This window comes from Shewanella avicenniae, from assembly GCF_017354945.1.
In the GTDB taxonomy this organism is placed as follows: domain Bacteria; phylum Pseudomonadota; class Gammaproteobacteria; order Enterobacterales; family Shewanellaceae; genus Shewanella; species Shewanella avicenniae.
In genome coordinates this window covers 3,617,003-3,632,385 of sequence record NZ_CP071503.1, presented here as the reverse complement: position 1 = coordinate 3,632,385, position 15,383 = coordinate 3,617,003, and the positions used below count along the sequence as shown (strand labels likewise).

13 protein-coding genes are annotated in these 15,383 nt (G+C 46.3%); 11 read left to right on the top strand and 2 right to left on the bottom strand.

Annotated features, from left to right (window positions below; genetic code table 11):
* The first annotated feature begins 15 nt into the window (after positions 1-15).
* Positions 16-441 carry a PaaI family thioesterase gene (locus JYB87_RS15960; RefSeq protein ID WP_207354435.1) on the top strand — a complete coding sequence of 142 codons (426 nt, stop codon included), beginning with the start codon at positions 16-18 and terminating at the stop codon, positions 439-441.
* A gap of 33 nt (positions 442-474) precedes the next feature.
* Here the strand turns inward: JYB87_RS15960 and JYB87_RS15955 are convergent, their stop codons facing one another.
* Both JYB87_RS15955 and JYB87_RS15950 read right to left on the bottom strand, forming a co-directional pair.
* Positions 475-1,290: a class I SAM-dependent methyltransferase gene (locus JYB87_RS15955; protein ID WP_207354434.1), complete on the bottom strand. Its 816-nt coding sequence runs from the start codon at positions 1,288-1,290 to the stop codon at positions 475-477.
* 101 nt (positions 1,291-1,391) lie between these two features.
* Positions 1,392-2,548 (bottom strand): IS3 family transposase gene (locus tag JYB87_RS15950; protein ID WP_207354433.1). Its coding sequence is split into 2 segments (ribosomal slippage): positions 1,392-2,311 and positions 2,311-2,548, totalling 1,158 coding nucleotides; the frame shifts between segments, so codons are not numbered across the junction.
* A 325-nt stretch (positions 2,549-2,873) separates the two neighbouring features.
* On the opposite strand from JYB87_RS15950, the gene JYB87_RS15945 reads away from it, so the two are divergent.
* The 10 genes from JYB87_RS15945 (at position 2,874) to JYB87_RS15900 (ending at position 15,379) form a co-directional block, all read left to right on the top strand.
* On the top strand, positions 2,874-4,007 hold the full coding sequence (locus JYB87_RS15945) for a methyl-accepting chemotaxis protein (RefSeq protein WP_207354432.1): 1,134 nt from the start codon (positions 2,874-2,876) through the stop codon (positions 4,005-4,007).
* Positions 4,008-4,057: 50 nt separating this feature from the next.
* Positions 4,058-4,426: a response regulator gene (locus JYB87_RS15940; protein WP_207354431.1), complete on the top strand. Its 369-nt coding sequence runs from the start codon at positions 4,058-4,060 to the stop codon at positions 4,424-4,426.
* Positions 4,427-4,438: 12 nt separating this feature from the next.
* On the top strand, positions 4,439-4,756 hold the full coding sequence (locus JYB87_RS15935) for an STAS domain-containing protein (RefSeq protein WP_207354430.1): 318 nt from the start codon (positions 4,439-4,441) through the stop codon (positions 4,754-4,756).
* A 25-nt stretch (positions 4,757-4,781) separates the two neighbouring features.
* Complete coding sequence (locus JYB87_RS15930; protein WP_207354429.1) at positions 4,782-6,956, top strand: chemotaxis protein CheA; 2,175 nt, start codon at positions 4,782-4,784, stop codon at positions 6,954-6,956.
* A gap of 48 nt (positions 6,957-7,004) precedes the next feature.
* Positions 7,005-8,945: a HAMP domain-containing methyl-accepting chemotaxis protein gene (locus tag JYB87_RS15925; RefSeq protein ID WP_228729892.1), complete on the top strand. Its 1,941-nt coding sequence runs from the start codon at positions 7,005-7,007 to the stop codon at positions 8,943-8,945.
* 9 nt (positions 8,946-8,954) lie between these two features.
* Positions 8,955-9,521: a chemotaxis protein CheW gene (locus tag JYB87_RS15920; RefSeq protein WP_207354428.1), complete on the top strand. Its 567-nt coding sequence runs from the start codon at positions 8,955-8,957 to the stop codon at positions 9,519-9,521.
* Complete coding sequence (locus JYB87_RS15915) at positions 9,521-10,360, top strand: CheR family methyltransferase (RefSeq protein WP_207354427.1); 840 nt, start codon at positions 9,521-9,523, stop codon at positions 10,358-10,360. Before JYB87_RS15920 ends, JYB87_RS15915 begins: the two co-directional genes overlap by 1 nt.
* A gap of 5 nt (positions 10,361-10,365) precedes the next feature.
* Positions 10,366-10,875: a chemotaxis protein CheD gene (locus JYB87_RS15910; RefSeq protein WP_207354426.1), complete on the top strand. Its 510-nt coding sequence runs from the start codon at positions 10,366-10,368 to the stop codon at positions 10,873-10,875.
* Between the two features lie 18 nt (positions 10,876-10,893).
* The gene (locus tag JYB87_RS15905) at positions 10,894-11,955 is read left to right on the top strand and encodes a protein-glutamate methylesterase/protein-glutamine glutaminase (RefSeq protein ID WP_207354425.1); all 1,062 of its coding nucleotides are present in this window, start codon (positions 10,894-10,896) and stop codon (positions 11,953-11,955) included.
* Positions 11,956-12,268: 313 nt separating this feature from the next.
* Positions 12,269-15,379: a bifunctional diguanylate cyclase/phosphodiesterase gene (locus JYB87_RS15900; RefSeq protein ID WP_207354424.1), complete on the top strand. Its 3,111-nt coding sequence runs from the start codon at positions 12,269-12,271 to the stop codon at positions 15,377-15,379.
* Positions 15,380-15,383 lie beyond the last annotated feature (4 nt).

Sequence of the window (15,383 nt, the reverse complement as noted above, 5' to 3'; positions counted from 1 at the left end):
TTTTAGGAGGGCATGATGAAAACCAAGCGCGCTGACAGTCACCATCAATGCATTGTATGTGCTGCACCGGAACAAAACCCGGCCTCTTTGGATCTGCTGTTTACCCAGATGCGAGCGCAGCAAGTACAAGCCCGCTTTATGGTTGATCAACGTTATCAAGGCTATCAGGGTGTGTTGCATGGTGGAATTGCGGCCACGCTGCTTGATGCCGCCATGACCCAGTGCCTAGTGGCGCAGGGAATTGAGGCGATGACCGCAAGCCTTGATGTGCGCTTTCACATGCCGATTGCTATTGGTAGTCGGCTCACGGTGATTGGGCGGCAGTTGGCGCAAAAACGCAACATATACCTGATGGAAGCTGAACTGGTGGCTAACGGCTTGTGCTACGCCAGCGCAAAGGCAAAATTTATGTTGCCCAAGCAGCCGAAGGTAGCACCATAGCCTTATGTTTTAGATAAATAACGCAGACATCAGTTATTGTTGAGCTAAATCCACCACATCCCAATACACCAATGCCCAATCTTTGGTGGGGGTCACCAGTACATCGCCATGACGTTTCTGAGTTTGGTAGTAATCAAATAGCCGCTGTTGTTCATCGTCGGATAAGCCGCTCAGTGACCAACTCACGCTTTCCGCAAAGGCTTCGTAACTGCTGGTTTGATTACGACAATTTGGCCCACGAATAAAGTCGACTTTTGCGTAAATTCCCAATTGATAGAGAATATTCACCGCAAAAATATAGTTAGGCAGCTCCACCACTGGGCGGCCTATGGCACGCTGAATCGCCACATCCACAAATGAGGTTGCTACAGTATGGGTGGTGTAAACCCGTTGCTTGGCTTGATTATTCAGTTTGATCATCGCTGCCTTTAAGTCAGCCACTAAGGTCGATCGTGAGGCAACCGCAATGTCACATTGGGGCAGATCGTGCCAATCATCTTCCCATGCACGGCGAATGAACTCGACATTAGACAATTGCTGTTGGCTGGCATAGCGCTGAGCAACCTCAAGCATGCCGGTACTGTAGTCAATACCGCACACATGGTTGAGCTTGTCGGCCACATTAAGGCTGACTGTGCCGGGGCCACATCCCACGTCCAGTAAACTTTTGGCGCCAGTGAGATCGATTTTGGCCAGCAATTGCTGCAGATAGGGATCTTGTTTATTGGCACAGAGTTCCGCCATTTTTTCTGCGCGGCTATCCCAATGCTCAGGGGCTTTGGTGGTTCGGCCGGCTTGCTGCATCTGTTGGTGATAAAGGGCGGCGAAATCTAGCTCGTCAATTAACATGCAACAGCTCCTTGGTTGATTAGCATTCCTTGGTGTAAGTGTGCGCTTTATCTGCAGGATTTCCTAGTGAGCTGATTATTTCAAATTTGTCTGAATCGCCACTACTTCACTAGACGACTTTTAGCCTCATTAAAATACTGACGTTCATACTCTAACGGTGATAGCCCATCATTGGAACTATGCTGTCGTTTTGGGTTGTAAAACATCTCAATATAATTAAACACATCTATCTTTGCGTCGTCCCTTGTCGCATAGATTTTTCGCTTAATTCGTTCACGTTTCAGCAGTTGAAAGAAGCTCTCAGCTACGGCGTTATCATGGCAATTGCCTCGACGGCTCATGCTACCTTCCAAGCCATGAGCACTTAAAAATTCATTCCAATCATGGCTGGTGTATTGGCTTCCCTGATCTGAATGAACCAGCACTTTGCCATCAGGTTTACGACGCCATACCGCCATTAATAAAGCATCTAGCGCGAGCTCTTTGGTGATACGACTGCCCATTGACCAACCAATAATGCGACGTGAGAACAAGTCCATCACTGCGCCAAGATAGAGCCAACCTTCATGTGTTTTGATATAGGTAATATCCGTCACCCACGCCTTGTTCGGCGCTAAGGGGTTAAATTGCCGTTCTAAACGATTTGGTGTTACAACATGCTGCTCACCACTACGAGCTCTAGGCTTGCGATAACCAACTTGTGCTCGCAATCCCGCTCGCTGCATCAGGCGATGTACGCGATTAATACCGCATTGCTCACCAAGATCACGCAGATCTCGATGAAGTTTGCGGTATCCATAGACGCCACCAGACTCAAGCCAACAATGTTTGAGTTGACCTGTCAGCCGTTCATTATCTCGTTGTCGCTTCGACTTGGTGCAACTTCTCCACGCGTAATACCCGCTCGGATGAACATCAAACAGCTGACACAGTTGTCGCACAGAGTGGCTGTGATGATGTTCTTGGATAAAGGCGTATCTTACTCGGGGTGGCTTGCGAAGTACGCCGCGGCTTTTTTTAACAGGTCACGTTCTTCAGTAACGCGCTTAAGCTCTTTTTGTAGTCGTCGAATTTCGGCGGACTCAGCAGACTGCTGAAGGTGTTCCTCGGAATCTGGACCATAGCGCTTAATCCAAGCGTAAAGACTGTGTGTGGTGGTACCTAAACGCTGAGCAACGTCAGCAACAGAATGGCCGGCAATAGTGACTTGTTTCACTGCTTCGATTTTGAATTGTTCGGGGTAACGTTTATTGCTCATGGACACCTCTTTTTTAGCTAGTTTATCTAACTAAAAGGTGTCTAGGAAATCAGTGGCTATTCAGTCAGCCTGTGAGTTGCCACCTCAATTTATCAATAATCTATATATAAAACAGTGAACTATTGCTGATTCGTGTAGCAGAGGACACTGCAACAAACGTCTAAATATAACCTCATGAAATGTAAGTAAATTATCGATAGTTTTTTATATGTGTTTAAAAAATATACTGAAATTAACTTGTGGAGTGAAAATGTTCTGCAATACTTTATTGACGATATTTTGCACATCTTATGGATGAATTATTTACATGTTGCTATGGATAGTTGTGACTGTTACAGCGCCTCTGATACTTGTAGGCATTGCGCTGGCCGGATTTGGATTAACTGGTAGTGAATGGATCGCATTTGCTATTGCCGCAGCAATAGGCGCAACGATAAGCAGTTGGGCAATTCAACGTATTATTCATCTAAGCAACAACCTCGACCTTGCAGATCCTGCTAACCAGTCGCAGTCCAATACCGCCATTTCCGCTGAATTGCCGTTAGTTTCTTTGCTCGAAAAAACATTACCGATTTGGCAAGGCCATATTAACTACGCGGATAAACAATCGGCCACCGCTGTCGCCGGGCTATCCACGATGTTTGGTCAACTTGCTGAGCGTTTATCTCATGCCGCTGCGTTAAATTCTAACAATAGTGATGTCCACATTGTCGATGTCATTCGTAGCAGTAGTAACAGCTTAGCTGAAGCCGTATCAGCGCTTAGAGAAACCCAAGCCACTCGTGCCGCGATGTTAGATCAGATGCGCCATCTCGAAACGTATACCACCGAACTTAGCGCCATGGCGGCAGGAGTTGTGGTTATCGCCAAAAATACTAACCTGCTGGCATTAAATGCCGCCATTGAAGCCGCGCGGGCGGGCGAATCTGGTAGAGGATTCTCCGTGGTCGCTGATGAAGTGCGTTCGCTGTCAATTCGCTCGCAAGAAACCGCCTCCAAAATGACCGAAAAAGTCACCTTGGTTAATGAGGCAATAGAGAGCACGTTTAGTACTGCCCAACATGCTATGGATGTTGAGAATGAGCAACTTCAACACACCGAAAAATGTATTGATGCGGTGATATCCCATTTTACCGACGTCGTTCAAACGATGGAGCAGCAATCTAATGCGCTGCTTGAAGATGCTGAGCAAGTCCGCCATTCCATTAGTGGTGTGATTATGGAACTGCAATTTCAAGATCGTGTCAGCCAAGTACTGCAAACGATCGATTCTAATTTGGATGATTTACATCACATGGTGGGGCAGTTCAAAGATGCACCGGCACAGGTTCTTGAAGATTTTAATGTGGACGTATGGTTAGACAACATGAAGCAGCGTTACACCATGATCGAGCAGCATCATATTCACTCAGGGGGTAACACTGACGTACAGGAAGATGATGGTGTGACTTTCTTTTAGCACGCTCCAACAAAAATAACTGTTTTTACCATGAGTTAAGGGATACGCGTATGAGTAAAACAATCTTAGTCGTGGATGACTCAGCGTCAATTCGGCAGGTGGTAAGCATGACATTAAAAAGTGCTGGATATGCCACCATCGAAGCCTGCGATGGACGTGATGCGCTAAATAAACTGACGGGAGCTCGCGTACATTTGGTCATTAGTGACGTAAACATGCCCAATATGGACGGTATCACTCTGCTTAAAGAGTTAAAAGCTCGGCCAGATACCAAGTTCACCCCGGTCATCATGCTGACAACTGAATCAGAGGCTGCCAAAAAGGAACAAGGACGAGCCGCGGGCGCTAAAGCATGGGTCGTAAAGCCATTTAATCCTCAGCAACTTATGGCAGCGGTTGGTAAGTTGATCATGCCCTAAAAGGAGCTGTCTATGCTGAAACATGACGTTGACCAAGGTGTGAATGTAGTGCTTCTCGAGGGGGAGATGACCATTTATGACATTGAAGCACTCGCGCAAGCGCTATTGCCGTTAATAGGCAGTGCTGAACAACTGGTGATTGACCTTAACTCGGTGAGCGAAATCGATAGCAGTGGGGCGCAACTGCTGATGTTGGCTCGTATCGAACGTCAGCGTTTAGGTCGACCTTTTAGCATGGTCAACCACTCTGCATCAGTGCTGCGGCTATTTGAGTCGTTGGGATTATTGAATTGGTTTGATGACCCTGTAGTGCTGTCAGGGAACGTATAGCTGCTTTTTGCGAGGAAACAGCAGAATGAACATGGATGCTGCACTGCAAACGTTTTTTACTGAAAGTCGCGAGCTGTTGGAAGATATGGAAACCCAACTGTTGCAACTGGAGGGTATTGAAGAGGATTCACTACAGGAAAGCCTGAATGCGGTCTTCCGTGCCGCTCATACCATCAAAGGCTCTGCTGGCATCTTTAATCTTGATGTAATTGTGGCGTTTACCCATGTGGTTGAAAGCGTCTTAGATCGCATGCGTAATCATCAGTTGCAGGCGGATGATGCGCTGGTCTCATTACTGCTGCAGTGCCGTGATCATATTGCCATTCTGGTGGATTGTGCAGAGGCGGAAGAGGAGGTGGATGGTGAGATTAAGCAGTCTGGGTCACAACTGTTAAGTCAATTGAATCAATACCTCGTCCAGCCTGATGCTGCTGACAAAGCACCTGCAAAAATGGCGACTGAGCTTGCGAATGTCTCACCAAAATTTGAGCGAATGACATCTGATGCGGTACACAATGAGTGCTGGCATATTTCCGTTCGATTCGGTCTAAATTCTTTTCGTGATGGCATGGATCCCTTGTCATTTATCAGCTTCCTCGGTTCTCTCGGAAAAGTTCAAACCATCACGCCGTTGTCTGAGTTTATTCCCCCCATTGAACAATATGACAGTGAAAGTTGCTATCTGGGGTTTGATCTTCAGTTTGCATCTTCAGCAAGCAAGCAAGAGATCGAAGATGTTTTTGAATTCGTTAAAGAAGATAGCGAAATTCACATCATCGCACCGAATAGCCAACTCACTGAATACATTCAACTGATTGAATCTATGCCAGAAATTGATCAAAGGCTAGGTGAAATCTTAGTGGAATGTGGCGCATTAACTGAGGCGGAATTAGCGCGTGCACTAACGACGCAACAGCAGGTACAGAATGCTCCTATTGGCGAAATCATTGCACAGCAAGATGCATCACTGAATCCGGTGTTAGATGCCGCATTAAACAAACAAAGCAAAGTGCGTGAATCACTCGCGAAAGAACAAAAGAGTCTTCGGGTTGATGCTGACAAGCTTGACCATTTGATCAACCTCGTCGGCGAGCTTGTGACCGCAGGTGCTGGCACCTCGTTGATGGCTGAAAATTTTGGTGACTCTTCATTATGTGAGTCGGTTTCCATTCTCAATAATCTACTTGAAGAAGTTCGCGATGCCGCGCTCAAACTGCGAATGGTGCCCATTGGGGCAACGTTTAGTCGTTTCCAGCGAGTCGTGCGAGATATTGCCAAAGAGTTGGATAAAGAAATTGAACTGCAAATTAGCGGAGCTGATACGGAGTTAGATAAATCAGTCGTGGAAAAGATTGGCGATCCGTTGATGCACTTAGTCCGCAACGCCATTGATCACGGCATCGAATCACAGCAACGCCGTTTTGAATTAGGCAAGCCCGAATGTGGAGTCATTTCTCTGCATGCATTCCATGACTCCGGCAATATTGTGATTGAGGTAGGCGATGACGGCAAAGGATTAGATCCACAGGTGATCCGTCAAAAAGCCATTGAAAAAGGTCTACTGGAAGAAAACGCAAATCTGAGCGATGAAGAGCTATTCAACATCATTTTTGAACCCGGTTTTTCGACAGCCGCACAAGTGTCAAATTTGTCGGGGCGAGGAGTAGGGATGGATGTGGTTAAACGTAATATCAGTGACTTACGGGGCCGCGTCGAAGTGCTAAGTGAGCAAGGCGTTGGTTCAACGATGCGCATCATTCTGCCGTTGACCTTAGCCATCATTGATGGATTCGTTATTGGTGTTGCCGACGAACAATATGTGTTGCCGCTGGATTTAGTGCAGGAATGTTTAGAGCTTAACGGTTCCGCGATTGCGCAAGACGACGAGCCTTATCTGAATTTGCGAGGGCAAGTCTTGCCGCTCATTTTTTTGCGGGACTGTTTGGAGATTAGTGGCCCACGCCCTCGGCGCCAAAGTGTCGTTGTTGTGCAATCAGCTGGGCAGTATGCCGGTATCGTTGTAGATAGATTATTTGGGGAATTTCAAACAGTTATCAAGCCATTAGGCAAATTATTTTCTCGAGTAGGTTGTATTAGTGGTTCCACCATCATGGGCAATGGCTCGGTGGCATTGATTCTCGATATTCACGGATTAATGAACTCTATCATTGAGTGTGAACAACTGCAGTACAGGCGTTGATAGTGCGTCAATAAATAGCAAACAGCGGTTTTGAAAAGGTACAGGGATATGCTGAAAAACATGAAACTTGGCGTAAAACTCGGGGGCGGATTTGGGATTGTGTTACTACTTCTCACATTGGCCGTGATTATCTCTTTTAATGCGCTGTATACCGCAGATAGTGGTTTTAACACTTATCGAGGTTATGCGCGCAATGCTGTCGAAGCAGGCAGAATTCAGGCCAATATGCTATCGATGCGCATCGCAACGCTTTATTACTATTCAAAACCTTCTGAACAAGCACTGCAAGTCCAACGGCAACGTTGGACGGAGCTATTGGAGTTAATTCCTAATGCGAAGCAGATGGTTGTTGAGGACTCTCAGCTTAAACTTTATGCACAAATGGAAAAAGAGCTTGGGCTATATGATGAGGCGTTTAACAAAATTGTGGCGCTCGCGAACAAACGCCAAGCGCTGGTAAAAAGTCAGTTAGATCGTCTAGGGCCGGAAATGGAAGGCCGGATGACAGCCTTGTTGAAATCGGCAAAAGACACCACGAATGCAGAACTTTCTTATAACGTGGGGGCAACCTTGCGCAATCTGCTGTTAATGCGTTTATACGTTGTAAAGTTTCTTGACGAAAACGTTGACGAAAACGTACAGCGAGTTGAGAGCGAACACATGAAATTTGACGGTGACCTACGCCAATTGGAATCGCTAATGACCTCTGCCGAAGAGAAAGAAATCTTGCGCGGTATTGAAGCGTCCAGTGACCTTTATATTAAAACGTTCAACGACCTAGTAGAAACCATCAATCAGCGCAATAGCTTGATGGATAATCAATTGACTACCGGTGGCAGAAACATCGCCAGTCTTTTACAGGAATTGACCTCAGAAATTAAGAGCCAGCAAGATGCGCTTGGTCCTCAACTAGTGGCGTCGAATGACAGGGCTCAATGGTTGTTGTTAACCGTCAGCGCGATCGCCTTGATACTGGGGATAATTGTTGGGTACATCATCACGCGCTCGGTACTACTGCAGATAGGCGGTGAGCCAAATTATGCTGCGGCATTGGTCAAAGATATCTCTGAAGGTGACTTAACCGTGAAGTTTGATCTGCGTGAAAATGATCAAACCAGCCTTGTGGCGAACATCCAAAACATGGTGCGCAAGCTATCGCAGATTGTCGGTGACGTTAATAGTGCCAGTGATGCGCTTGCATCGGCCTCAGAAGAAGTATCTGCCACTTCGCAGTCGTTAAGCCAAGGCGCGAGCGAACAAGCGGCAAGTGTTGAAGAAACGACTTCATCGGTTGAGCAGATGTCAGCGTCAATTGAACAAAATACGGAAAATGCCAAAGTAACTGATGGTATGGCATCAAAGGCTGCGAAAGAGGCTCGTGAAGGTGGATCGGCGGTAGAGAAAACGGTTTCCGCCATGAAATCCATTGCCGAAAAGATTGGCATTATTGACGACATTGCCTATCAAACCAACTTGTTAGCGTTAAATGCGGCGATTGAAGCGGCACGAGCAGGTGAACACGGTAAAGGATTTGCCGTGGTTGCTGCTGAAGTTCGTAAGCTAGCCGAGCGCAGTCAGATTGCGTCACAAGAGATAGGCGAAGTGGCCAAAAACAGCGTTGGGTTAGCTGAACAAGCTGGCAAGTTGTTACAAGAAATGGTGCCGTCTATCGAACGTACGTCAGATTTGGTGCAAGAAATCAGTGCCGCATCTATCGAGCAATCCACTGGTGCTACACAAATCAATCAAGCGATGGAACAGCTTAATAGCATTACTCAACAAAGTGCATCTGCCTCGGAAGAGTTGGCGTCAACAGCCGAAGAGATGAGTAGCCAAGCGCAACAATTGCAGCAGCTTATGACCTTCTTTAAGACGGCTCAAGGACGTAATCGGCAAGCGATTAAAGTGGCTACCGCCAAGCACAAGGTTTCTTCCAAATCTTTAATAGAAGAAAACGATGATGTTGACGGAGAGTATGTTCGCTTTTAGGAGGCACTCATGACACAGAGTAATCGCAGTAAAAGTCTGGTGCCGGCAAAGCAGTCAGTGGCTGAGGCGAATTATGCTAATTATGATCAAACGTCGCAGTATTTGACCTTCTTCCTGAATCAAGAGCTCTATGCCTTTGGTATTTTGCATGTAAAAGAGATTTTGGAATATGGCAAAGTGACGAAAGTGCCCATGATGCCGGCGTTTATCGAGGGGGTTATCAATCTTCGTGGCGAGGTGATTCCTGTCGTGAACTTAGCCAATCGCTTTGGATTATTGGCTGGCACTGTCACTCGTCGCACGTGTATTGTGATTGTTGAGATAAAACACGAAGACACCGAACAAGTTATTGGTGTCATGGTCGATAGTGTGTCCGAAGTACTTGAAATTGAAGGCGATAACTTACGCAGTACACCTAGTTTTGGCGCAAGTATTCGTACGGACTTTATCAAGGCCATGGGTAAGATCGACGATGACTTTGTCATCATTCTTGCTGAAGACAGAGTGCTATCCATTGAAGAGATGGCGTTGATGGAACAGGTGCGAGATATGGCCATGGATGAAGGATTATCTTAATGACTGCCACGCCTGTGAATCTCACGGGATATACACCCATTGAGCTGCGAGATAAGGAGTTTGAGCAGATCAGTCGTTGGGTGTATGACATCGCTGGTATTCGTTTATCAGATAACAAAAAAGCATTAGTGACCAGCCGGTTAGGTAGTCGTCTGCGCGAATTACGCCTGACTAGCTTTCACCAATATCTTGATATTATTGCGAATCATAAGCATCCATTGTCGGTCACTGAACGGCAAAAAGCGCTTAATCTATTAACCACTAACGAGACTTTCTTTTTTCGGGAAATCGCGCATTTCGATTTTATTCGTGAAGTGATTTTACCTTTAAAACAAGGGCGTAAATTACGTTGTTGGAGTGCTGCGAGTTCTACCGGAGAAGAGGCATATTCCCTCGCAATGGAGTTGGCGACCCATCATAGCGGTTTGTGGGAAATTATTGGCACCGATATCAACGTGGAGGTGATTGAGCGAGCCAGTAAAGGGGTCTATCCGCTCACAAGAATAGACCATATTCCCACTGCGATGTTGCATCAATATTGTTTAAAAGGTGCAGGTGCTAAAGCAGGCACGTTTAAAATCAAACAAGAGTTACGTCGGCATGTGCATTTCAGTCAAGCTAACTTGCAACAACCGCCGGAAAGTTTAGGTAGCTTTGATTTGGTGTTTCTTCGTAACGTAATGATTTATTTTGATTTGCAGTCAAAAACTCATGTTGTAGAAAATGTGTTGCGGCACCTTAAGCCCGGTGGCCATCTGTTAATCGGGCATGCTGAAAGTTTAAATGGGATTAGCGACAAGCTGACGTTAATACGGCCTTCTGTTTATATCGCTGGATAATCGCTATGAAAGGATATCCAGGCGTTAATGGTCATCGACGCATTGTATTGCAACCCGCGGAACTGCATTTTGAGTGGCATGAATCTAATTTGGTGGTACATACCCTGCTTGGTTCCTGTGTCGCGTTGACGTTTTGGCACCCGAGATTAAAAGTCGGTGGAATGTGCCACTTCTTGCTGCCTAATCGAGATAACTACGTAAAAAATGGCCATCATCCCATCGGCTACTATGGCAGCGATGCAATTAACTTCTTTATTGAACAGATCGAGAGCGCTGGCCATAAGCCTTCAGATTTTCAGGTAAAAATGTTCGGCGGCAGTCATGTCATACGTCTACAAGACAAATATCATCCAGAGTTGAACGTAGCGGATGCTAATATCTGTTACGGGCGTACGCAAATTGTGAAATCAGGATTTAGTATTAAAGCGGAAGATGTGGGTGGTCGTCGCTATCGTAAAATTGTTTTTGAATTGGCGACGGGAAACGTTTGGGTGCAATACGGTAAAGCAAACTGATGACACTGATGGTGGAATATGTTGCTAGCAAAGGGTAGTGCGGGGATCAATGTCCTTATCGTGGATGACTCTGCGGTAGTGCGTCAGGTCATGACCGAGTTGTTACTGGCGGATGCAGCTATTGCCACGGTGTCGTCGGTTGCTGATCCGATTTTTGCGATGCGCCGAATGGAAAAAGAATGGCCAGATGTCGTTGTGCTAGACATTGAAATGCCGCGAATGGACGGCATCACCTTTTTGCAGAAAATTATGCAGCAGCGTCCTACCCCGGTAATTATTTGTTCAACACTTGCAGAGCAAGGCGCTGATGTCACGTTAAAAGCAATGGCGATAGGGGCTTTTGGGGTGATTACTAAACCCAAGATGGGGCTCAAAAGCTTTTTGCTAGATAGCGCCAATGATGTGGTGAGTGTGGTTAAGGCCGCAGCCTCGGCACGATTAAAAAATATTGTGAAAGCAGCCGTCAGACCTCCTCAGTCAAAGCCGCAACCTGTACCTAACATAGCCGCGAAACCACATAAACGTAATGTTGTTGCAATTGGTACCTCTACGGGGGGAACGCAGGCGTTGGAAAGAATTTTGGTTGCATTACCGGTTGATGTGCCGGGGATTGTTATTGTGCAGCACATGCCAGAAAAATTTACCGCAATGTTTGCTCAACGACTCAACACCCTGTGTCAGATTGAAGTAAAAGAGGCGGAAGATAATGACCTACTGATGCCCGGGCGAGCTTTGATTGCCCCCGGTGGTCGTCATATGCAGCTTGTCAAAACAGGTTTTCGATATAGTGTAAAAGTGATCAATGGTCCACTGGTAAATCGTCATAAGCCATCTGTTGATGTGTTGTTTCGATCGGTTGCAACGGTTGCAGGCAAAGATGCTGCGGGTTATATCCTGACTGGCATGGGGGATGATGGCGCGCGAGGTCTCAAGCAAATGCGCAGTGCAGGCGCAGACACCATTGCTCAGGATGAAGCCAGTTGCGTGGTATTTGGTATGCCAAAAGAAGCGATCGAGATGGGCGCTGTAGGGCGGATCATCTCATTAGAAGATGTTGCCCGTGATATCACTGAATTATGACCATTTGTTCGTTTTTATCACAGAACAGTAAATATGAATTACGTACAATAAATCAAGGTTGTCATGCTTTATTGCTCCAGATGTTTGATAACTGCGTGATCTTTCTAGCAGATCCAGAATTTCCATTGTCTATTAATTGAGCCTTAACTAAATATCTCATAGCATCGATCTGTCCTCAGCTTGGTAAGCTCTGTTTGGCACCGACAACTCATGTCCTTTTGAGGGATGTTTTTACAAGGACGAACCTGTATCAAATTAATGGAGTCAGCTATTCACTTATCGCTGGAAAATGTGAATCGCTAGTGATGCAACTATGAGAAATCGCTTGGACAAGCTCACGCTAAACTTGAGCCAAATGTTTCAAGAATATCGTGCCCCTTGGGTACTGCTTTATGGTCTAATTTCGATATTAGTGGCCAGTTTTTTTGCACATCCCAATGCCTTGGCAGTTATCGACCCTGCAGGTGCTATGGTCGTCGCGGTGATGTTGATGTTACCTCGCCCTATGGTCAAAGATGGCTTTTTTATCTTTGGCATACTAATCCTTAGCTTATTGCTCAATCTCACTCTCTACCAACATCGACTTGCAGATGCCGTCATCCTCTCGCTGAGCTATTGGTTGCAAGGCATGGTGGGCTTCTTTCTATTTCGCATCTTTCATTGGGAAAGCCAAAACTTTGAACGCATGGAAGTAGCGTTTAATTTTCTGTTTCTTGGCTGTGTGGTGCCCAGTGCGCTATTGGCATTTTTGCCGGCCGTGGTGCTGCCGTCTGAGACTGTCGTTTTTTCACTGCAATGGGGTTACTGGTTCAGTAATTTGGCACTGTCGTCAGTATTATTTAGCTCACTAATCCTGTTGATGCGGGTGACTAACCGCAAGCCCGCAGTATCTAACTATCTCAATCTATTGCTGTGGTGTTTGGCGATTGGATTGATTCTCGCCGTGTTTAACGACAGTTGGATTCGAGAGCATGGCGTACCGCCCGAAAGCTTTATTTTTGTGCCGATGTTTGGCTTCTTTGCGGTCAAATTTTCTCTGCGTTTCAATGCGTGGATGTTAGTGAGTTCAGCGCTACTTACTGTTTACCAGTTTGAGCAGGTACAGATAACCTTGCTACGCGCCAAAGGCGTACACAATTACCTGCTTTTAGCGCTGCTGATCCTATCGATTCATAGTCTTAACCTGCTTATTTCGTCATTGCTCAGCGAACGTTATCGTACCTTTAACCGGATGCGTCGCAGCAAGCGGATGTATGAAGCCTTAAGTGCGATTAACCAAGAGATGGTGGGTGATAATTTTTCAGAAGCTGAAGTCTTTGAAAAAGTTTGCCGCATCGTGACCCATAAGATTGGTCTCGAACAAACCAGTATTGCGGTGTGTTCCTTTGATGAGCAAAACCAGTTAGAACAACGCGAAGCCAAGGTATCGCAGCTATACATCTATCCAGCGAATAAATGTATCGAAACTGGGCTGTCCTTAGTGGTTGATCCTCAGCGTTTGACTGAGCATTCCGGTTTTCAATCGTTCAACAATGCCCAGATCTGCCGCAACTGTGACCATAGCTGTTCCTACAAGCAGATTTATGCCTTTCCGATTTATAAGCAAGGCAAGCTCTATGCGGTATTGACAGTATTTGATTCTACGGCGTTTGTGTTTGATGAAGCGGTAACCGCACTGTTTGAAAAGCTGGTAAAAACCATCAGCTTTGCGTTGAATGCATTAGAAAGTCGGCAGCAGCTTAAGCTCATCAACGAAGTGTTTGAATGCGGTCAAGAGTCGATTGTTATCACCGATCTGCACGGCCAAATCATCAAAGTCAATCCAGCATTTTGTCGCATTACAGGCTACAGCCTCGAGGAAGTGATTGGGAAAAACCCGCGGATGTTAAGATCTGGCCGCCAAGATGATGCATTTTATGAAAAGCTGTGGCGGCAACTGCAGCAACACGGTCATTGGTCTGGCGAGTTTTGGAATAAAAAGAAAAATGGTGAGCTGTATATTCAGCGCGGCACTATTTCAGAGGTGCGCAATGAATTGGGTGAGGCCGAGCATTTTATTGCGGTGATGGAAGATACAACCGCGCAATGGCATGCGACTGAAAACGCCCGCCGTCTTGCTAACTTTGATACCTTAACCGGGCTGGCAAACCGCAATAGCTTAAAGCAGCAATTTGGTGATGTAGTGGAGCAGGTGCATGAGCGTGGCAAACAACTTGCGGTGTTGTTTATTGACTTAGATGACTTTAAACACGTCAATGATGCCATGGGGCACCAATTTGGTGATGAGGTACTTAAAGCCGTCGCTTTACGTTTACAGCGGTTGTTAACCCCGATTGAATGGCTGTTTCGTTTTAGCGGTGATGAATTTTTACTGTTGAGCCAATACGATTCAGCGTCAACGGTTGAGCAAGCGGAGCGGCTCATTAATGCCATCAGTAGTCCATTTAACATCGGTCAACAAACGGTCAATATTGGTTGTAGTATCGGTATTGCGATTTCTGGAACTGACGGTGCAACTCTCGATCAGATTGTGGGAAATGCTGACGCGGCAATGTATCGTGCTAAGGCTGCAGGCCGAGCAACCTACGCCTTTTTCTCTGCTGAGATGCAGACCCAAGCGATGGCCAAATTTAGGCTCAAATATGATTTAGCCCGCGCCATCGAAAATAACGAATTTGTGCTGCATTATCAGCCCAAAGTGCGCATTTTTGACAATGTCGTTGTTGGTGCTGAGGCGCTGGTGCGTTGGTATCACCCTGAACGTGGCGCCATCTCTCCGGCTGAGTTTATTCCGCAAGCGGAAGAGTCAGGGCAAATTGTGCAGATTGATCGTTGGGTGCTGTGCGCGGTCGTCACCCAGCTCGGTGAGTGGTGTCGCCAAGGGTTTGATGTCAAACCCATTGCGCTAAACATGTCATTGCCCATGTTCCAACGGCCACAGTTTGTCGAGGAGTTGCAATATCTGCTGCAAAGCTATCAAGTGCCAGCGGCATTGGTGGAGTTGGAAATTACTGAACGAGTAGCGATGGGCGATCTTGAGTACACCGTCTCCACCTTGCGAGCATTAAAAGCATTAGGGGTGAGTATTGCCATTGATGACTTTGGTACTGGCTATTCAAGTATGTCTTATCTTTTTGATTTCCCTATTGATACGCTCAAGATTGATCGCGCTTTCGTGACCGATATTGATACCGATGCCAAGAAGCAGGGCATAGTGAATGCGATTATTTCGTTATCCAACACCATGGAGTTAACCACGGTGGCGGAAGGGATTGAATCTGAGGCTGAGAAGCAGTATTTGCTGATGTTCGGCTGCGATTTTTACCAAGGTTTTCACTTTTCTAAACCTGTACCTGCGGCGCTATTTGCTGAGCGATACTTTCGGGCTAGTAATGTCGTAAAGCTTGCCAATGGCGATAACTAACTCT

What these genes read in the sequence shown, in the direction of transcription:
- JYB87_RS15960 (WP_207354435.1), top strand. Translation starts at nt 16, where the DNA reads ATGAAAACCAAGCGCGCTGACAGTCACCATCAATGCATTGTATGTGCT.
- JYB87_RS15955 (WP_207354434.1), bottom strand. Translation starts at nt 1,290, where the DNA reads ATGTTAATTGACGAGCTAGATTTCGCCGCCCTTTATCACCAACAGATG.
- JYB87_RS15940 (WP_207354431.1), top strand. Translation starts at nt 4,058, where the DNA reads ATGAGTAAAACAATCTTAGTCGTGGATGACTCAGCGTCAATTCGGCAG.
- JYB87_RS15935 (WP_207354430.1), top strand. Translation starts at nt 4,439, where the DNA reads ATGCTGAAACATGACGTTGACCAAGGTGTGAATGTAGTGCTTCTCGAG.
- JYB87_RS15930 (WP_207354429.1), top strand. Translation starts at nt 4,782, where the DNA reads ATGAACATGGATGCTGCACTGCAAACGTTTTTTACTGAAAGTCGCGAG.
- JYB87_RS15925 (WP_228729892.1), top strand. Translation starts at nt 7,005, where the DNA reads ATGCTGAAAAACATGAAACTTGGCGTAAAACTCGGGGGCGGATTTGGG.
- JYB87_RS15920 (WP_207354428.1), top strand. Translation starts at nt 8,955, where the DNA reads ATGACACAGAGTAATCGCAGTAAAAGTCTGGTGCCGGCAAAGCAGTCA.
- JYB87_RS15915 (WP_207354427.1), top strand. Translation starts at nt 9,521, where the DNA reads ATGACTGCCACGCCTGTGAATCTCACGGGATATACACCCATTGAGCTG.
- JYB87_RS15910 (WP_207354426.1), top strand. Translation starts at nt 10,366, where the DNA reads ATGAAAGGATATCCAGGCGTTAATGGTCATCGACGCATTGTATTGCAA.
- JYB87_RS15905 (WP_207354425.1), top strand. Translation starts at nt 10,894, where the DNA reads ATGTTGCTAGCAAAGGGTAGTGCGGGGATCAATGTCCTTATCGTGGAT.
- JYB87_RS15900 (WP_207354424.1), top strand. Translation starts at nt 12,269, where the DNA reads ATGAGAAATCGCTTGGACAAGCTCACGCTAAACTTGAGCCAAATGTTT.